This is a genomic window from Acinetobacter sp. C26M (genome assembly GCF_023702675.1).
Taxonomy (GTDB): domain Bacteria; phylum Pseudomonadota; class Gammaproteobacteria; order Pseudomonadales; family Moraxellaceae; genus Acinetobacter.
This window is the reverse complement of the sequence record NZ_CP098478.1, coordinates 2,775,327-2,793,737: the sequence shown is the minus strand read 5'-3', so window position 1 is coordinate 2,793,737 and position 18,411 is coordinate 2,775,327. Positions and strand designations below refer to the sequence as shown.

The 18,411-nt window shown below is 40.6% G+C and carries 15 protein-coding genes; 10 read left to right on the top strand and 5 right to left on the bottom strand.

From position 1 onward, the window contains the following. Positions 1-14 precede the first annotated feature (14 nt). The gene (gene rsmI / locus NDN11_RS12855; protein WP_167248893.1) at positions 15-857 is read right to left on the bottom strand and encodes a 16S rRNA (cytidine(1402)-2'-O)-methyltransferase; all 843 of its coding nucleotides are present in this window, start codon (positions 855-857) and stop codon (positions 15-17) included. A gap of 16 nt (positions 858-873) precedes the next feature. Between rsmI and NDN11_RS12850 the strand changes: the two genes are divergently transcribed. The 4 genes from NDN11_RS12850 to NDN11_RS12835 all read left to right on the top strand — a co-directional run bounded on the left by NDN11_RS12850 (position 874) and on the right by NDN11_RS12835 (position 3,881). Further along, the gene (locus tag NDN11_RS12850) at positions 874-1,806 is read left to right on the top strand and encodes a penicillin-binding protein activator (RefSeq protein WP_251109859.1); all 933 of its coding nucleotides are present in this window, start codon (positions 874-876) and stop codon (positions 1,804-1,806) included. A 12-nt stretch (positions 1,807-1,818) separates the two neighbouring features. After that, a complete protein-coding gene (locus tag NDN11_RS12845) occupies positions 1,819-2,223 on the top strand; it encodes a YraN family protein (protein ID WP_167248897.1) in 405 nt (134 codons plus the stop codon). Positions 2,224-2,294: 71 nt separating this feature from the next. Next, the gene (locus NDN11_RS12840) at positions 2,295-3,005 is read left to right on the top strand and encodes a BON domain-containing protein (protein WP_167248899.1); all 711 of its coding nucleotides are present in this window, start codon (positions 2,295-2,297) and stop codon (positions 3,003-3,005) included. 3 nt (positions 3,006-3,008) lie between these two features. Further along, entirely contained in the window at positions 3,009-3,881 is an 873-nt protein-coding gene (locus NDN11_RS12835; protein WP_167248901.1) for an alpha/beta hydrolase, read from the top strand. Positions 3,882-3,948: 67 nt separating this feature from the next. On the opposite strand, the gene NDN11_RS12830 is transcribed toward NDN11_RS12835, so the two are convergent. Then, positions 3,949-4,209, bottom strand: a complete 261-nt coding sequence (locus tag NDN11_RS12830) for a helix-turn-helix domain-containing protein (RefSeq protein ID WP_167248903.1) — start codon at positions 4,207-4,209, stop codon at positions 3,949-3,951. A 204-nt stretch (positions 4,210-4,413) separates the two neighbouring features. On the opposite strand from NDN11_RS12830, the gene NDN11_RS12825 reads away from it, so the two are divergent. Further along, the gene (locus tag NDN11_RS12825; RefSeq protein WP_251109858.1) at positions 4,414-4,917 is read left to right on the top strand and encodes a hypothetical protein; all 504 of its coding nucleotides are present in this window, start codon (positions 4,414-4,416) and stop codon (positions 4,915-4,917) included. A gap of 34 nt (positions 4,918-4,951) precedes the next feature. Here NDN11_RS12825 and nudC read toward each other — a convergent pair whose 3' ends face one another. The 3 genes from nudC to dnaQ form a co-directional block, all read right to left on the bottom strand. Beyond that, positions 4,952-5,704 (bottom strand): NAD(+) diphosphatase, encoded by a 753-nt coding sequence (gene nudC, locus NDN11_RS12820; protein WP_251109857.1) that lies wholly within the window; start codon positions 5,702-5,704, stop codon positions 4,952-4,954. Next, on the bottom strand, positions 5,704-7,350 hold the full coding sequence (locus NDN11_RS12815) for a chemotaxis protein (protein ID WP_167248911.1): 1,647 nt from the start codon (positions 7,348-7,350) through the stop codon (positions 5,704-5,706). Before NDN11_RS12815 ends, nudC begins: the two co-directional genes overlap by 1 nt. A gap of 127 nt (positions 7,351-7,477) precedes the next feature. Next, positions 7,478-8,836 (bottom strand): DNA polymerase III subunit epsilon, encoded by a 1,359-nt coding sequence (gene dnaQ / locus NDN11_RS12810; protein ID WP_251109856.1) that lies wholly within the window; start codon positions 8,834-8,836, stop codon positions 7,478-7,480. Positions 8,837-9,343: 507 nt separating this feature from the next. On the opposite strand from dnaQ, the gene NDN11_RS12805 reads away from it, so the two are divergent. The 5 genes from NDN11_RS12805 to NDN11_RS12785 all read left to right on the top strand — a co-directional run bounded on the left by NDN11_RS12805 (position 9,344) and on the right by NDN11_RS12785 (position 18,389). Continuing rightward, on the top strand, positions 9,344-12,592 hold the full coding sequence (locus tag NDN11_RS12805) for a LysM peptidoglycan-binding domain-containing protein (protein WP_251109855.1): 3,249 nt from the start codon (positions 9,344-9,346) through the stop codon (positions 12,590-12,592). Positions 12,593-12,598: 6 nt separating this feature from the next. After that, entirely contained in the window at positions 12,599-14,440 is a 1,842-nt protein-coding gene (locus NDN11_RS12800) for an extracellular solute-binding protein (protein ID WP_251109854.1), read from the top strand. Between the two features lie 295 nt (positions 14,441-14,735). Further along, a complete protein-coding gene (gene yejB / locus NDN11_RS12795) occupies positions 14,736-15,806 on the top strand; it encodes a microcin C ABC transporter permease YejB (protein WP_167248919.1) in 1,071 nt (356 codons plus the stop codon). Next, the gene (locus NDN11_RS12790) at positions 15,806-16,816 is read left to right on the top strand and encodes an ABC transporter permease (protein ID WP_251109853.1); all 1,011 of its coding nucleotides are present in this window, start codon (positions 15,806-15,808) and stop codon (positions 16,814-16,816) included. The genes yejB and NDN11_RS12790 overlap by 1 nt, the downstream gene beginning before the upstream one ends. Further along, positions 16,794-18,389 (top strand): ABC transporter ATP-binding protein, encoded by a 1,596-nt coding sequence (locus NDN11_RS12785; protein ID WP_251111545.1) that lies wholly within the window; start codon positions 16,794-16,796, stop codon positions 18,387-18,389. Before NDN11_RS12790 ends, NDN11_RS12785 begins: the two co-directional genes overlap by 23 nt. Positions 18,390-18,411: the final 22 nt, after the last annotated feature.

The window sequence follows — 18,411 nt, the reverse complement described above, 5'->3', positions numbered from 1 at the left end:
TCTCCCTTTATACTTTATTGATCTTGTTGGGTGAGTTCCAAAGCACGTTGGTACGCTACTTTCTTTTTAATACCAGTCAAATCAGCAGCCAGTTGTGATGCTGCTTTTACCGATAAATCCTGTAATAAGCGTTTTAACAACTCATCCAATTTATCCTGTTCCATATCTTTTTCCGCAGATGCGCCACCAACCACGACCACAATTTCACCCTTTTCTTGATTGTGATCATTTTCTATAAAAGTAACTAATTCCTTTAAGGTCATCTTCTTAATGGTCTCAAAGGTCTTGGTAATTTCACGGGCGAAGCCAACAGGTCGGTCTTCACCAAAAACCTGAGCCATATCTTGGATGCTCGCTAGAATACGATGTGGTGCTTCATAGAAAATAAGTGTTTGTGTTTCATCTTTCAATTTTTCAAGCTGGCTAATTCGTTGCGATGATTTTGAAGGTAAAAATCCCTCAAAACTAAAACGATCACTTGGCAGGCCAACGGCACTCAATGCCGCAATTGCTGCACAAGCACCAGGCACTGGAATCACACGGATACCATGTTCTTGAGCGGCACGAACCAGTTTAAAACCTGGGTCACTAATCAGGGGAGTACCCGCATCACTGATTAAGGCAACACTCTCACCCTTTAGCATTTTTTGGAGAAGTTGATCAATTTTGTTACTTTCGTTGTGATCATGACACGCTGTGAGTGGAGTTGCGATATTATAGTGCTTGAATAATTGAGCAGATTGACGAGTGTCTTCTGCGGCAACCACCGATACGGATTTTAAAATATCAATTGCGCGAAAGGTCATATCATCTAAGTGCCCAATCGGGGTTGCTACAACAAATAATTGAGCACTCATAAAAGGTAACTCCCTAATGTATTACAAAAAATATTGGCTGCTATTGTGTTTGGCAGCATGTGTAAGTCCAGTTTATGCGGACGTACTGGTGATTCTACCCGAATCTGGTACGATGGCGCGAGCTGGTCAGAGCATCAAACGTGGTTTCTTGAGTGCTTATACAGCATCTGGTAGTAAAGAAAAAATCATTTTTGTAGATTCAGCTAAAAACAACATCGATACCATTTTCAAGAAAAGAGTGAATAACAAAACTCGACTGATTGTTGGACCGCTGGCCAGACCTGAAATTGAAAGTGTAATGCAACAAAATCCAGCAATACCTGTACTTGCACTGAACGATGTGAATAGTCAGGCCACCAATGTATGGCAATTTAGTTTGGCAAAACAACATGATGCTGCTGCATTAACTCAACTCTTGAAGAAAGATAAAATTAAGAACCTATTGGTGTTGCGCCAAGCTGGAACTGAAGCAGCAACGGAACTATTTATGATGGCACTGATGTCTGAGTTTGGCTCAGATATTCATGTAGTTAATGAGCTGCCAAAAAAACTTGCTCGTAAACAAGGATTATTATTGCTGGGCGATCAGCCGTGGTTAGAGCAACTTGGACCATTACCTGAAAAAAATATTTATGCTACTGCACTGAGTATTGAACAAGATAAGACTATTCCGATGGGACTCAGTTTTTGTGATACACCAGCTTTATATAACGGACAATGGGCAGACCTCGTTGCTGCATATAAAGAACAACCAGAAAATATGGCGTTCCAGCGTTTATTAGCCTTTGGTGGTGATGCATGGAGTATTAGTCAGCAATTTTTAAATAGCCCAGATCGTCATTTTTCGTTTGAGGGTCGAACAGGGGCAATTAATGTGAAAGACGGGAAAGTCTATCGCCAACCTTATTGCTATCAACAGCAGAAAAAGGGCATTCAAGCATTGAAATAAAATTGGACAGGTATGTCACAGCAAATACATGATTTAGGGCAATGGGCTGAACAGACTGCGCTTGCACTTTTACAGTCGCAACAATATCGATGTGTAGCGCGGAATTATCATTCACGTTATGGGGAAATTGACTTAATCGTTGAGCGAGATAGAGAGCTGGTTTTTGTCGAAGTCAAAGCCAGATCGAAAGGAAGTTATGCGGAAGCCTGTGAAGTGATTTCACTTGCTCAGCAAGGTAAAATCATTAAGACTGCACAATTATTTTTACAGAAATCTCCACATTATGATGACTTTGATTGTCGTTTTGATGTGATTTGTTTTGATTTTCCACAGAAAATTGCAAAAACAGTACAACCAGATTTTTCAAAATTGCAGTATGATCAGCAATGGATTGAACACGCATTTACTTTAGATTGATCTATACGTCTCATCTAAAGCTAAATATTGAAAATTGAACAAATTTGTTTGTAGATAGGGAGTCTTGCCAAGTGTTAAAACGTTTATCGATTACGTTGCTTTGCGCTGCAAGTTTATCGGGATGTGCTAGTTTTATTTCTGGTGGCACAGGAAGTTCACCCGTTGGCACGAACAGTGGTGAACGTAGTCTTGGGCAGATTTTTATTGATTCTTCGATCAAGCGTACTGCAAATATTAATTTGTATAAATTAGATCACCGCTTTAAACAGTCACGTATCAACATTGAAAGTTTTCACAGCAATGTGTTATTGACAGGACAAGTCCCTGATCCATATTTAAAACAACTGGCTGAAGATAACTTACGTTCAATGTCAGATGTTAAAGCCGTACATAACTACATTACGGTGGGTGATAAGGTCGGTTATAACACCATCATGCAAGATGCAACAGTTACGGCGAATACCCGTGGTCTGTTGATGAAAGCACCTGTTGTTTCTGACAGTAAAGTTCTTGTACATACTGAAAATGGTGTGTTGTATGTGATGGGACGTTTAAATACAGCTGAATCAAGAGATTTAGATGACGTCTTACAAAAAGTTGGTAATGTGAGTAAAATTGTCACGCTCATTGACAATACGGATCAACCTTCAGGTACTGTAGCTAGTTCGACGGCAGCAACACCAATGGTGGGTACTGCGACTACACAGCCTTTAGTTGAAACGCCAGTTGCAATTGATCCTGATCAGGCGGAACCTGCAACCATTACTCCAACTAATCCTTAATTTATGAAGCAACTTATTCAACAAGTACAAGAAAATGTAATCAAGGCGAAAACCCTTTATCAAGAGTTTCGCCTTTACGATTTTGCTAGTTATTCGATTAATTACCTGACGCCTAAAGATAGCTTTGAGAAGGAAGAGCATCTTGCTTATGGATTGAAAGCAAGACAGCGTTTGGATCTCTATCGGACTAAGAATCCTAAAAAGCAAAGACCACTGATTGTGTTTGTGCATGGCGGCTCTTGGCAGCATGGTAATAAACGTGACTATTTATTTGTTGGTGAGAGCTTTGCACGTGACGGTTATGATGTTGCGGTCATTAATTACCATCTTGCACCGGAACATATTTTCCCAACGTTTATCGATGATATTGCCCAGGCGATTCATTATTTAAGTCAAAATCAAGATAAATTGAATATTTCCACCGATAATATCATTCTGATGGGGCATTCTGCGGGTGCTTTTAATGTGATGTCTGTGGTGTATTCAGCTTATTCACAAAACTTTAAGTATAAAGATAAGATTCGGGCAATTGTGGGAATGGCTGGTCCCTACCATTTTGATTATAAGGGCGATCCGTTGGCAGAGCATGCTTTTGATCAGAAAGTATCGTACCAACAAGTGATGCCTTATTATTTTATAGAGCCGAATCAGATTAAGCATTATTTGCTAATGGCTGAGCAAGATCAGGTGGTCGGTAAAGAAAACAGTTTTGATCTGGATAAAGCATTAAGAGAGAAGGGGAATCACAGTCACATTGCTGTGATTCCAAAGACGGGACATATTACCATTGTGGCAACACTTGCAAGTCTAATGAGCCATTATTTCAAAACTAAGCGGACGATCCTGCACTTTTTAGATGAAGCCTTAGAGCCTTAAAATAAATTTAAAAATCATTTAACAAGGATATCTAAGAACTTTAGATATCCTTTTTTATTTCAAGATTTTATCTATTTTCCACATTGAATTGCATCGCTTCAACGATCAGATGAATACCTGTTTGTGGATCGATTCTTAGTGCATCGCAATACCAGATATATTCCACCACATCTAAACGACGTTCGCCTTGCTCTACTTTTTGTACATACGAGTGCGGTTTATCCATGCGTATTGCTAATTCACGCATAGTTAAGTTCTGTATTTTGCGCTGACTTTTAAGCCATTGGCACAAAATGTTCATTTCATTGGTATGGATACTACTTGTCATTGTACCTATTTATGGTAAATTGGCTTGATTACCCAAAACAGGTACAAAGGTTGTGTGGCGTAAAGCATTAAAAATGCCAAGTATGAGTTGTAAGTCATGAAAAGAATCAAATGATTAGAGATGGATTTGATATGAAAAAAAGATGTGTGAAAAAGTGTAATTACAAAAAATATTTCTTTCTCAGCAGCCGTTAGGAGCAGTAGGATGGGGTATAAAAGTGGGAATAATCAGCTAAAAAAATGGGCTAAAACGTTGGTAAATCATGATAATTCTCAACCCATTTTAACATTACAGGCACAACCACTTGATTCGGAGATATTTCCACAAGAAGTTGTCGCTGCAACATTAGCAAATCTATTTCATTTTTTAATACGAAACGACCATGGTCAATGTGATATAGCTTTTTACCCTGTTATACAGCAATTATTTAGTCATTATCCTAGAGCGCAGCAGAAGTTAGTTGAGAATATACTCAATACAGTGTCTAAGAGAGAACTAGAGTCGATTTCATTGCAGCTATTGAGTATTTCGGAACTTCTGGATAAGCAATCGAAAGCTTGGGTCATTCAGCAGTCGCTACGGATCATGTTTTACAGACAATGGTCTGATCAACAAGTCCGTAGCACCTTGAAACAGTTATCAACAGGATTAGTACTTGATTCACAGCATATACAAACGATTATTGAAAATATTCAAGAACTGTACTGATCAATGTCCATCTCTTAACATAAGAGCTTTTAGTTTAAGCCACTTTATTGCTTTCAATCATTTGCATGATCATGCTATGTGCAATACTACCTTTGAATGGAATTTCAGGAAGTTGATCGAACTTAAAGAATTGGGCTTCACTGATCTCTTCGAGTTGTAGCTGAATTTCACCTGAATCATATTCAGCATGGAAGGCTATCATAAGATTACTTGGGAATGGCCATGGCTGACTCGACATATAACGAATATTTTTGAGTTTGAGCCCAACCTCTTCAAATGCCTCGCGTTGCACGGCTTCTTCTAAAGTTTCACCCACCTCAACAAAACCAGCAATTAACCCGTACATATTGCTTTTATTGTGTGCAGATTTTGCCAATAGAACTTCATCTTTACCTTTGGTAATAATGGTAATGATACAAGGCTGTACGCGAGGATATTGATGATAAGCACAGGCAGGACACACCATGGCATATTCTTTAGGATGAATTTCAGTGGCATGCCCACAATGACTACAGAATTTGTGGTTGCGTCGCCATTCTAGTAATTGAACTGCTCGACTGGCTTGTAGGAAGTCGCTGCTCGACCAAGACTGAATCAATTCCCGAATAGGGACTAATTGATAGCCTTCAGGAATAGATTCATTCTCAAGCAGATCACGTGCGATGACGTGATCATTATGATGGAGCGGTAAGTCACTTGCTAATTTCTCAACTTGGGGAAGTTGAAGGTTTTGGTCGACTAACAGTTTTTGGTGTTGAAAAATATAAGCAAGTGATAGTTGAGTCATTATGCGGCTATAGTTTGTAATTGCTGACTGTTTGATAATGCCACATCAAACATAGATTGCAATACAGGTTGCTTGTTCTTCAAGTTCTCAACCAGTAAATCCAAACCTGCAACAACATTTAAGATGCAATTAATTTGTTCGGCATCGAGAGGTTGATTTTGTGTCAAGCGAGATTCCGCAAAGTGCGCTGCACCTAATAAAGCAGTTTGTTGTGCTGAACTACCCAAGAACAGGGCAGCACCAGAAAGCTCTTTCAGATACACTGGCAATGCTTCTAAGTTATGTGCTGTAGGATCTTGCACATAGAGGCTCAAGGTTTGCGTTAAAGTATCAATCAGGGTTTTGGTTTCAGTCAGTAATGCTTTATGTGCTTCATCTAAGCGATCAAGCGAGATCTGCATGTTATTTACACGTAGCTGTAAGCGGCTAGAAGTGTAATTGCGTTCCAAAATTCCAATCGAATTCATTGAAGCCAAAATGCTGTTCATTAACTGTTGTACCGAAGTTGCATCGGTTAATGTATTTGGCTGGCTTAGTTTTTCCGCTTGTTGCGTTAATTCTCTCGCAGCTTCATTTAAATTCAGCACTTTGAATACATTTGATAGCTGAGTTAATTTCTGTTGTAGCTCTTGGGTTTTTTCAGCTGACATATTTTGATGGTTGTATTCAATCTCATTGCGGATTTGAGCCATCTCATCTGTCATTAACTGGCTAATGGTATGTACAGTTTCATAGTCAGGGCCGTATAAATGGCGGCTCAACACCTGTAACTGTGTATCACTCAGTAACTCATCACCAATATTTAGTTGTTCACGAATGTGGTGTGAAACATCATCTTCCTGACTGATACAGATACATAGAATATCTGCAAGATCTGCAATGGTATTTTTAAAGCTTGATGGTTGTACTAAGAACTTACCAATATTCGTTTCAATCTGAATTAAGGTCCGTAGACGTGCTTCAGTAATTGACAACTCATTGATATGGCTTAGACCCACGTTGACCAGTTGCCAATATTGCTGGCTTGGCTGACCTGTTGCTAAACCAGCCAGATAAACACCCACCAATTTGATTCCTTGTAAATCAAGCGGTGTTTCTGATTGCTTAATAAGTTTGTTTAAACACAATTTATAAAGCTGATGAATATATTGTGATTGCTCTAAGCTTGGGGCTTGAGGCAAATTGAAACTCGGTGTAATGAACTCAAGCAATGGCTGTACAGTTTGACCTTCTTTGGTCAGTGGTTTGCCTAGGGCTTTTTCTAAACGATTGAGTGTATCGAGTAAAAACTGCGGAACTTTGACTTCACGTAAGCAGATGAATTCAATATAACGCTTCAGCATGGTGGTGCCTTCGCTGAGCGCAACCACATCACTGGTTTGGATCTGTTGTGGTTGAGCCATGATTTTACGCATCAACTCAGCAGAATATTGAGTAATTTGTGATAAATGTGGCATATCAATTAACGCAAGAACTTGCGTACATTGTTCAAACTGGTTCAGCGCATCATCAATCCCGAAAGGTAATGCTTGTTCTTCGGCAAGGGTATTGACCGCTGTTTCTACCAATTTAATCGAGTTGTCGATTTCATTTTTTATTATTAATAATGCCGTTGGGTCGAAATGAATCGAGGTTTGGTAAGACATATGACCTACACCTTTCCTAAGTTGTTATATCCATGGACCTCCTTTTTAAGGAGGTCTAAATCTTTAAGGCTTAATATAACTTAACTTTAGAGGCTTGAAATACAAAAAATAACATTGGTCAGCAAATTTATTTTGCGAAAAGGCAAGGCTCTCCATGTTTTTGCTCGAATTGTTTGACCCAGGTCTCATGTTCATTTAATTCATGTTCTGAAGGTTCGATTACAGCTAAATCGACTTGTACACGTTGACGGCTCGTTTTATTTTGGTTTTGTGCAGTTTGCGAGAGTGCATCGATATCAAAGGAAACTTGTCCGCCTGTCATGGCAAGGTAGACATCTGCCAAGATTTCAGCATCCAGTAAAGCGCCGTGGAAGGTACGGTCTCGCGCTGGAATTTCGTAGCGACGCACTAATGCATCTAAAGAGTTCTTTTGCCCAGGGTGCTTACTTTTTGCAAGGGCTAAGGTATCTGTAACTTCACAGACTTCGGAAAGTAAAGGTAAACCAACCCGCTTGAACTCCATATCAAGGAAGTTCATATCGAAGGTTGCGTTATGCGCGATAATTTCAGCGCCTTCTAAAAAGGCAAATAGAGTATTGGAAATTTCAGCATATTTAGGCTTGTCTTTTAAAAAGTCATCGCTAATACCATGCACATTTTCAGAGTCACCAACGGGTTTTTCTGGATTGATATAGATATGGATTGAACTACCAGTCAGTTTGCGGTTGATCATCTCAATCGCACCTACTTCAATAATACGGTCACCATCTTGATAATAGAAACCTGTGGTCTCGGTATCGAGAATCAGTTGACGTGGGCCTTGAAGATGAACTTTGGCTTCAGTGATGACAATATGTGGGTGTTGATTTGCTGAAGGTGCTTCTGTAATCACGTCAGTAGCGACTTCATTTTCTGCCATATTATCCTCGATTTCTTCAAGCTCTGATTCTTCGATCATTTCATCCGTATCCACATCAATATCAAGTCCGAAAGGATCATTTAAGAGCCAGTCGGATTCAGGCTTTTTTGTATCAGCGTTAGCCTGTGTTGGTGATTTTAGTTGTTGAGCGATTTGTTCTGCACCCTGATTTGCCAATTGGTCTGCCATTTCATTGCCTGCATGTCCTGCATGACCTTTAATCCAGTTCCATTCGATGTTGCGGTTGGCACAGACGGCATCGAGTTTTTGCCATAAATCTGGGTTTTTTACATCTTTCCAGTTTTTCTTTTTCCAGCCATGAATCCACTCGGTGATGCCTTGTTTGACATAATTGGAATCAGTCCAGATAATTAAATCTGCATCAACAGGGCAGAATGAAACGCCTTCGATTGCGGCTTGAAGCTCCATGCGATTGTTGGTTGTCTCGGGTTCACCACCAAACAGTTTATGCTCACCTTGTTCGGTAATGACATATGCCCCCCAGCCACCAAGACCTGGGTTACCTTTGCATGCGCCATCAACGTAAAGAGTGATTGTTTGTGACATATCTGAACCTGAACAATAAGCAGAATAAAAATTTGAGTATGTGCAATCCAACAAGAAAAGCACAATATTTTAAGTCAATCTAGATTGAGCTTAAGAGAATCGAGAATTTTAGCATTTTTGAGCTATATCTTGTATTGTAAAGCTAAATTCTGATTCCGAACGTTACAAAACACATCTTTTTTAATTTCTTGTAACATTTCCATGCAAATCACGTTAAATTATTGCCTTGTCTAAGTGACATGCTTTACTACAATGGCTAGGTCTGTTGACGTTTCACAGATGACAGAATGGTTTTGCCTTGCGCTGTGATTAAAACAGTACTTTGCTGTTGCTCAGGTCATAGCTTGAACTTCTCCAAACTTCGTTGTGAAACTTGACAAAGAAAATAGCCATGGTATTTGTCCGATGCCTTGTTTGAGTTGATTTAGTCTATAACGCAATGCATGGTTAAAGCATCAATAGACCCTACTTAAGAAATAAACTAGCGTGAGTTGACTGGAAGTTTTTATGTATAAATCGAGCACATTGGTGTCGCAAGCATCTGCAACATCATTATTCAAAATCACTGTACTCACTTCTGCTCTCGTTGCGTTGGGAATCACTACGGGTTGTTCTTCAACTCCTCAATCAGGTAAAACCTCATCGTCTAAACAAGTAGGTTCAGGTTATCTGGATGCAAGCAGTTTAGATTCGCTTGAAGACTTACTTTCTGCAACAGATATGCGTGCTGTGGAAGGTGACCGTTTATTGGTTCTGAAACACGGTGATGTGTGGAAACGAATGACAGTTGGATTCAAGATGGACTTGAACCATTGGGATTCTCGAATTGAAGCACAACGTAGCTGGTTTATTTCTCGTCAACCCTATTTAGATCGTTTAAGCGCGCGTGCCAGCCGTTATTTATATCACACAGTAAAAGAAGCTGAACGTCGTGGCATGCCAACAGAATTAGCGTTGCTGCCGATTATCGAAAGTTCGTATGACCCAGCAGCAACAAGTAGTGCAGCTGCTGCTGGTCTGTGGCAGTTCATTCCAAGTACCGGTCGAATTTATGGCTTACAGCAAACTAGCCTGTATGATGGCCGTCGTGATGTCGTCGAATCGACACGTGCAGCGTATGAATTCTTTGGTAGCTTATATAACCAGTTTGGTTCATGGGAACTGGCATTAGCAGCATATAATGCGGGACCGGGTCGTATTCAACAGGCGATTAACCGCAACCGTGCGGCAGGTTTACCAACAGATTATTGGTCATTGAAACTGCCACAAGAAACCATGAACTATGTTCCACGTTTCTTAGCAGTTGCACAAATTATTAAAAACCCAAGTGCTTATGGTGTGAGTCTACCACCAATTGCAAACCGTCCTCACTTCCGAGAAGTGAGTCTAGCTGCGCCAATGGAACTCAATCAGATTGCATCGATTACAGGTTTAAGCCGAGCTGAGCTGTATGCCTTAAATCCAGCATATCGTGGTGAAATGGTTGATCCAATGAGCCCAATGCGGATTCTAATCCCAGCGGATTTGAGTCCTTCGATTGATGCAAAATTACGTTCTGGTAAGGTCAACTCTGGTGGATTCTGGGCAAGCAATAAAACCCCACCTGCGATGAATAATAGTCCGTTGAATAGTTCAACGACGATTCGTACAACGACTACTAGTGGACAGACTATTACGACATCGACGCCACCCAACTTAACGGCAAGTAATACAACACGCCCAACAACGTCTTCAATCAGTACCAGTAAAGTCAATACACCTAGAGGTTCAGATGCATTGGCTTCATTTGCTGCAGGAGCTGATGTGCCAAGTGCACCACGTATCCCTGTTGCAATTACGCCTGCTGCGAATGTTAAACCAGTAAAAATTGAGCCACCGATCTCATCTAAAGAGCGTGAGCAAATTACCGCTGCAATTAGAGAGGAAGGTAAAAAAGAAACTGTTGCACAAGTCCTAGAGCCACAAGCGACTCAAGCTGAGAAAGATCAGGTTGTCGCAGAAATTAAGGCGATTGCACCAAAAGGCACAGAAATTGTTGATCCATTCGATGGCAAAATTAAATTGACTGCGATTCAAACCAGTCAATCGGTTGCCGATGAAAAAGGTCAAGAAGTGAGCCGAGGTTTCTCTTATCCAAAAAATTTGGTTGAAGATACTGCGACTGCAAACAGTGAAGATGCTAAACGCAACCAAGGCAAGCCATACATTAAAACCGATACGGATGTTGTCGTTGTTGCACCGAAAGGCAAGCGCAGCACCTATGTGGTACAGCCTGGCGATACCTTAGCTGTGATTGCGCAAAAAAATGGCGTGAACTGGCGTGATGTTGCTAAGTGGAACCAGATTGATCCAAATGGTACATTGTTTGTGGGTGCGAGTTTATATTTATATGATGCCAAACCAGAAGCGCCTAAAGCTGCCGAAAAGCCAGAGAGTTATGTCGTGCAGTCGGGTGATAGCTTAACTAATTTGGCTTCACGCTTTGATTTAAGTCTGAAACAGTTAGCTGATTATAATAATTTGTCTGTGACAGATGGTTTGTTTGTTGGGCAAAAATTAACATTGATCGAGCCAAAGAATAACACTCGTACAACTCAGCAGACAGTGCGTGCGACTGACAGTAAGGCTACAACGACTCAAAAAGTTGCAACCAAATCCTATACGGTGAAGCGTGGCGAATATTTAAAGCTGATTGCCGATCGCTATGCGTTATCTAATCAGGAGTTGGCTGATTTGACCTCTGGTTTAACTGCGAGCAGCAGCTTATTCGTTGGACAGAAAATTAATGTGCCATTACATGAAGTTTCTCAGACTCAAGAAACACCTGAGCCAACGAAGACCAATGTTAAATACGAAAATGTAAGTGCAGCGACCAACTATAAAACTGAAAGTTATACTGTACAGCGTGGCGATACCTTATCAAGTATTGCGACCAAGTCGAAAATTAGCTTGAGCGAGTTGGCTGAGCTGAACAATTTAAAGGCGAATAGTGGTGTACGTTTAGGCCAAAGTTTAAAGATTCCAGCAGGTTCAACTGTACCTGATCAATATGTCGTGCAGTCGGGTGATAGCTTGAATGCGATTGCAGCTAAGTACAATCTTCAACTGAGCTATGTTGCTGATCTAAATGGCTTGGAAAGAACCTCAGGTGTACGTGTTGGTCAACGTCTGAAACTGACGGGTGATGTGCCTACAAAAACCACTGTAAGCAATACGAGCAAATCGAGAGAAGAAACTACACCTGATGTTTATACGGTTAAATCTGGTGATACTTTAGGTAATATTGCGAGTCGTCATAATTTACAGCTCGATTATATTGCTGGTTTAAATGGTTTAACGCGTGGCAGTAATGTTCGTATTGGTCAAAAGCTTAAATTGACAGGTGATTTGCCGAAAGCTGAAACCGCAAAGGTAGACAACAGCAAAACAACACCAAAAACATCAGCACCAAGCCGTAATACTGAAAGATATAGTGTCAAAGCAGGTGAGTCTTTGAATAGTATTGCTAATCGTTTGGGGATGTCTGGTCGTGAACTGGCTGAGTTAAATGATCTGAAAGCCAATGCAAGCCTGCAACGTGGTCAAAGTATTTCAGTTCCTAAAACAGTGAGTGAATACAAAGTAAAACGTGGCGATACGTTGATTGGTTTGGCTAGTCGCTATGGTTTAGATACAGGTGCGCTGGCAGAAATGAATGATTTAACACCAAGTACCCAGTTACGTATTGGTGATGTGATTAAAGTGCCTAACTTGTAATTACAGATGATTCAAACGTTGTTCATAAAAAGGCTTAGTCTCTATATGGGACTAAGCCTTTTTGTTCCTGTTGCATTTGCAGCAATACAAACCACGCCGTATTTGGCGATGCATGTGCAACCTAAATATACTCAGCTTAAGGTGATGCCTTATGCCAATGCGAATGCACCGAAGGGTGGTGTGCTGAGCCAATCGAGTTTGGGGACATTTGATAATTTAAACAGCATGAATGGCAAGGGTAGTTCAACAGAAGGTGTGAATTATCTGTTTGATAGTTTAATGGATCGTTCGCTGGACGAGCCGCGTGTGATGTATCCGCTGCTTGCAGAAAAGGTCAGTTATGATCCTGATCATTTGCAATCGGTTACCTTCCACTTGAATCCACAAGCACGATTTAATAATGGTCAGCCTGTAACTGCCGAAGATGTGAAATTTACCTTCGATACCTATCAGACCAAAGCCAATTTAGGCTTTCAAATGTATTTATCTGATTTGGCTAAAACAGAGGTGTTATCTAAATACCAAATCAAATTTATTTTTAAGTCTAATAACAATGTGGAAATGCCACTAATTGTGGCGAGCCTGCCGATCTACTCAAAATTGGATTGGAAAAACAAGGACTTTGGTCGTGTCACCCTTCAACCGATTGTCGGTTCAGGTCCTTATGTGGTGGACCGTATAGATGCAGGGCGTAGTATTAGCTATAAGCGCAGTCCAAACTATTGGGGCAAAGATTTGCCAGTAAACAAAGGTCGCTATAATTTTGATCGACTGAAATATGTGTATTATCGAAATTTAGATGTGAGTTTTGAAGGATTTAAATCTCGACAATTCAATTTATACGAAGAAAAAAATATCCGTAATTGGGTCACAGCCTATAATTTTCCAGCAGCTAAATTAGGTTTAGTCAAAAAGTACAAAGCGCAGTTAGGTACTCCTCTAGATATTCAAAGCTTGGTGTTTAATATCCGCCGTGCGCCCCTCAATGATATTTATCTGCGTCAGGCATTAACCTATGCTTATGATTTTGAATGGCAAAATAAGGCACTGTTCTTTAATCAAAATCGTCGTTTACAAAGTTACTTTGATAATACTGATTTGGCTGCAACTGGTCGTCCGAGTGCTGCTGAATTAAATGTATTAAAGCCATATTTGGCCCAATTCAATCCAGTGATGCGACAAGGCATTTTGGCTGATTGGCACTATCCTGTTTCTGATGGCAGTGGGTTCAATCGGCAGAATTTATTGACCGCACAACACATTTTAAAAGATGCTGGATATCTAATTCGTAATGGTCAATTATATGATCGGACGGGTAAAGCCATTCGAATTGAAATATTGATGCAACAGGAAAACCCACAGCGTGAGTTAATGCCTTTTGTGCGGAATCTGAAGCGCTTAGGCATTCAGGTTCAGTTACGGCAAGTGGATGTGCCGCAATATATGGAACGGATTCGTCATCAAGATTTTGATATGATGGTGTTGAAATTGCCCCAAACTTTAACCCCAGGCAAAGAACAAGCCCAATTCTGGGGAAGTGCAGCAGCAGATGAGACGGGCAATTATAATTATTCAGGGATCAAGAATCCTGCGATTGATCAGATGATCGCGAAAATTGTGGCAGCAAAAACACGCGAAGAGGTGGTGTTGTACACGCGTGTGCTCGATCGTTTATTGCGTGGAGGATATTACCAAATTTTGACTTATGGGAAGCCTGAGCGTTGGTTTGCCTATTGGGATATTTATCAGCAGCCTTCGGTTAAGCCAAAACTTTCGGTAGGATGGGAGTATTGGTGGGTGGATGCAGATAAGGCTAAGAAACAAGAGCAGTCTATACAAAAGCATTAATTAGAATGGTTGTGACTAGCCTTTGATGAAGTCGTTAGATTAATATAACGGAGTCTTAGCGAGTTCTCATCTTAATTTCAGGATAAGCTTTCAGCTGGAGTTACTTTGGTTTCGCCCAAAGTAACCCAAGGCATTGTCATCCACAAAACCTGTTTACTTATTGGACCTCTTTTATTATTTCGCAAAAACATTATCTTGTTAAAACACGCAGGTTGTGGATGACGTTTCCGCGTATTTTATCTCATGTTAGATTTCATAAAAACTTAGTAAATAAATTAATAAGGGTTCGATTTCAATGGTTCACTATATTCTAAAAAGAATGTTATTGATGATCCCGACATTATTTCTCATTTTATTGATTAATTTTTGTATTGTGCAAATTGCCCCAGGCGGACCTGTCGAACAAGCGATTCAGCAAATCCAAAATGCGCAAGGCTTAGGGGTAGGCAACAGTGCGCCCTCAGGTTTGACCACTTTGGCGCAATATGAAGGTGCTCGTGGCTTAAGTCCAGAAATGATTGAAAAAATCAAAGCCCAGTATGGTTTTGATCGTCCTGCCGCTGAACGTTTCTGGCTCATGCTCAAAGGTTATATGCATCTGGATTTTGGTAGCAGTTTTTTTAAAGATAAACCTGTAACCCAACTGTTATACGAAAAGCTTCCTGTTACGCTGTCTTTGGGTCTGTGGAGCACCTTCCTGATCTATCTGATCGCAATCCCGCTGGGTATTAAAAAGGCCAAAAATAATGGCTTACTGTTTGATCAATCTACCTCTCTGCTATTAGCCGTGAGTTATGCTATTCCATCTTTTGTGTTTGCCATTGTGTTGATTGTTTTTTTTGCAGGGGGTAGTTATTTGCAGTGGTTTCCCTTACAAGGTTTGGTTTCTGAGAATTTTGCTCAATTGAGCCTATGGGCAAAAGTACAAGATTATCTATGGCATATGTGTTTGCCGATCCTCAGTATGGTATTGGGCAGTTTTGCAGCACTGACTTATTTAACGAAGTATTCATTTGTTGAAGAGTTGCAAAAGCCTTATGTACTGACTGCAAGATCAAAAGGACTGAATGACAATCAGATCCTTTATGGGCACGTCTTTCGCAATGCAATTTTAGTGGTTGTGGCCGCTTTACCTGAAGCTTTGGTCGGTATTTTCTTTGTCGGTAATTTATTTATTGAAATCATTTTTAATTTAGATGGGATTGGTCTATTGGGTTTTGAGGCAATTACCCAGCGTGATTATCCTGTGATTTTCGGGACTTTATTTTTATTTACCTTATTTGGGATGATATTGCGTTTAATCGGCGATGTACTCTATCAAGTGATTGACCCACGCATTGATTTTGAGTCAAGAGGTGGAAAATAATGTCCCCTTTGATGCGCGCACGTTTTGTTCGCTTTAAACAGAACAAATTAGGATTTCGTTGTTTTGTTCTATTTTTAATCATTTTGGTGTTATCGTTATTTGCCGAATTGATTGCCAATGACAAGCCATTGTTGGTTCGTTATCAGCAGTCCTTGTATTTTCCAATCCTGAACGATTATCCAGAAACCACTTTTGGTGGTAGCTTTGAGACAGCAACCGATTATCAAGATCCTGCGGTAAAGCAGCTGATTCAAAAACAGGGCTGGATGATATCTCCACCAGTCGCTTTTGCTTACCAGACGCCAAATCTATCATTGGCAGTGCCTGTGCCTTCAGCACCAAGTTCGCAAAATTGGCTTGGAACTGATGATCAAGGTCGAGATGTGTTTGCTCGAATCCTGTATGGTCTGCGTATTTCTCTTTTATTTGGGTTTGCCCTAACTCTATGTTCTGCAGTCATTGGCATCATGGTTGGGGCAATTCAGGGCTATTATGGCGGTTGGATTGATTTAATCGGGCAGCGGATTCTTGAGGTCTGGGGTGGCTTGCCGATGTTGTTCATTGTCATGATCTTGGTGAGTATGTTTAGCCCCAGCATTTATTGGCTATTTTTGATCATGTTGCTATTTGGTTGGACTGAGCTAGTTGGGCTAGTACGTGCAGAGTTCTTGCGTGCGCGTAATTTTGATTATGTCTGTGCAGCGCAAGCATTGGGAGTAACGGATCATAAAATTATCTTTAAGCACATTTTACCGAATGCACTCAGTTCAAGTTTGTCACAGATTCCTTTTATGTTGACCGCCAATATTATTGCCTTAACTGCACTGGATTTCTTAGGTTATGGCTTACCGCCAGATGCTGCATCATTGGGTGAATTATTATTACAAGGCAAAAATAACCTAGATGCACCGTGGTTAGTGCTGTCTGGCTTTTTCACTTTGGCAATTGTGCTTTCTTTATTGATTTATATCGGGGAGGCTGCACGTGATGCATTTGACCCAAGACGATAAACAACTTGATCAATCACCGTTATTAAGGGTTCAGCAACTGAGTATTCGCAATGAATCAGGACATGGTTTAGTCGAGAGTTTAAGCTTTGATTTATATCCAGAGCAGACAGTTGCGATTATTGGTGAGAGTGGCTCTGGTAAAACTATTAGTGCATTGGCTTTACTGGGTGTGTTGCCTGAACATTTTACAGTACAAGGCAAAGTGGAACTAAATGGAGAAAACTTGCTGGCTTTGAGCCAGATCCAGTTACAGCAGATACGTGGCAAACGCATAGCCATGATTTTTCAAGAACCGATGACGGCTTTAAATCCTTTGCACAAAGTAGAGCAGATGTTGAGCGAAAGTCTAATACGACTTGGTATTGCAAAGACTGAGATTCGAAAAAGGTGTGTGGGGCTATTGCAGGATGTTCACATAGATGATCCAGCTCGTATTCTGCAATGCTATCCACATGAGTTGTCTGGTGGGCAAAGGCAACGGGTCATGTTAGCAATGGCTTTGGCTTTAGAAGCAGAAATTTTGATTGCTGATGAACCAACCACAGCTTTAGATGTCGTGTTGCAAGCACAAATTTTAACGCTATTAAAAGAGTTACAACTGCAACGAAAGATGGCGATTATTTTAATTAGTCACGATCTAAATTTGGTCAAGCATTATGCAGATCATGTCGTGGTACTGAATCAAGGGCGTGTTGAAGAACAGGGGGCTACTGCGGAAATATATTTTCATCCCCAAACCTCATATACAAAAAATCTGCTTCATCATGATTTTGGACAAGCTTTGGCGATACAGCCGACGCAAACCTTGCTTGAATTAAATGACGTCAACGTAAAATATCCGCTTAAGCATGGTTTATTCAATCAAATTAAAAGCTATAAGACTGCAGCAGAATCCATCCAGTTTAACCTGTCTCAGGGAGAGGCTTTAGGTATCGTTGGAGAAAGTGGTTCAGGTAAATCATCGTTGGCCTTAGCGATCGCTAGACTGATCAGCAGTGAAGGTCAAATTCATTTTCAGGCACAAGATTTAAACTTGTTGACTCAAAAACAGCTTCGACCACTTCGACGTGATTTTCAGATTGTGTTTCAGGATCCTTTTGGTAGCCTGAATCCTCGAATGTCCGTTGAACAGATCATTGCAGAAGGGCTTTGTCTTCAACCCATTTCAAAGCAGCAGTGCGATGCTGAAGTTGACGCAGTTTTGGCAAAAGTCGAATTATCTTTAGCGGATAAAGAGAAGTATCCGCATCAGCTTTCTGGTGGGCAACGGCAACGTGTGGCACTTGCAAGAGCATTGGTACTCAAACCCAAGCTATTAATCTTGGATGAACCGACTTCCGCCTTGGATCGAACAACACAATTGGCTATCATTCAATTGTTACGTCGTTTGCAGCAGCAAGAACACATCAGCTATATCTTTATCAGTCATGACTTACAAGTCATTAAAGCACTGTGCCAAAAAGTTTTGGTGATGCATCAAGGCAAAGCCTTGGAATATCAAGCCACAGCACTTTTATTTAGCCAGCCTCAGACTGAGTATACTCGTCAGCTTATTTCAGCTAGCGAATATTAGCATTGTAATTAAATTGACATAT

What these genes read in the sequence shown, in the direction of transcription:
- NDN11_RS12835 (WP_167248901.1), top strand. Translation starts at nt 3,009, where the DNA reads ATGAAGCAACTTATTCAACAAGTACAAGAAAATGTAATCAAGGCGAAA.
- NDN11_RS12825 (WP_251109858.1), top strand. Translation starts at nt 4,414, where the DNA reads ATGGGGTATAAAAGTGGGAATAATCAGCTAAAAAAATGGGCTAAAACG.
- nudC (WP_251109857.1), bottom strand. Translation starts at nt 5,704, where the DNA reads ATGACTCAACTATCACTTGCTTATATTTTTCAACACCAAAAACTGTTA.
- yejB (WP_167248919.1), top strand. Translation starts at nt 14,736, where the DNA reads ATGGTTCACTATATTCTAAAAAGAATGTTATTGATGATCCCGACATTA.
- NDN11_RS12815 (WP_167248911.1), bottom strand. Translation starts at nt 7,350, where the DNA reads ATGTCTTACCAAACCTCGATTCATTTCGACCCAACGGCATTATTAATA.
- NDN11_RS12830 (WP_167248903.1), bottom strand. Translation starts at nt 4,209, where the DNA reads ATGACAAGTAGTATCCATACCAATGAAATGAACATTTTGTGCCAATGG.
- NDN11_RS12845 (WP_167248897.1), top strand. Translation starts at nt 1,819, where the DNA reads ATGTCACAGCAAATACATGATTTAGGGCAATGGGCTGAACAGACTGCG.
- NDN11_RS12805 (WP_251109855.1), top strand. Translation starts at nt 9,344, where the DNA reads ATGTATAAATCGAGCACATTGGTGTCGCAAGCATCTGCAACATCATTA.
- rsmI (WP_167248893.1), bottom strand. Translation starts at nt 857, where the DNA reads ATGAGTGCTCAATTATTTGTTGTAGCAACCCCGATTGGGCACTTAGAT.
- NDN11_RS12800 (WP_251109854.1), top strand. Translation starts at nt 12,599, where the DNA reads ATGATTCAAACGTTGTTCATAAAAAGGCTTAGTCTCTATATGGGACTA.
- NDN11_RS12785 (WP_251111545.1), top strand. Translation starts at nt 16,794, where the DNA reads ATGCATTTGACCCAAGACGATAAACAACTTGATCAATCACCGTTATTA.
- NDN11_RS12790 (WP_251109853.1), top strand. Translation starts at nt 15,806, where the DNA reads ATGTCCCCTTTGATGCGCGCACGTTTTGTTCGCTTTAAACAGAACAAA.
- NDN11_RS12850 (WP_251109859.1), top strand. Translation starts at nt 874, where the DNA reads ATGTATTACAAAAAATATTGGCTGCTATTGTGTTTGGCAGCATGTGTA.
- dnaQ (WP_251109856.1), bottom strand. Translation starts at nt 8,836, where the DNA reads ATGTCACAAACAATCACTCTTTACGTTGATGGCGCATGCAAAGGTAAC.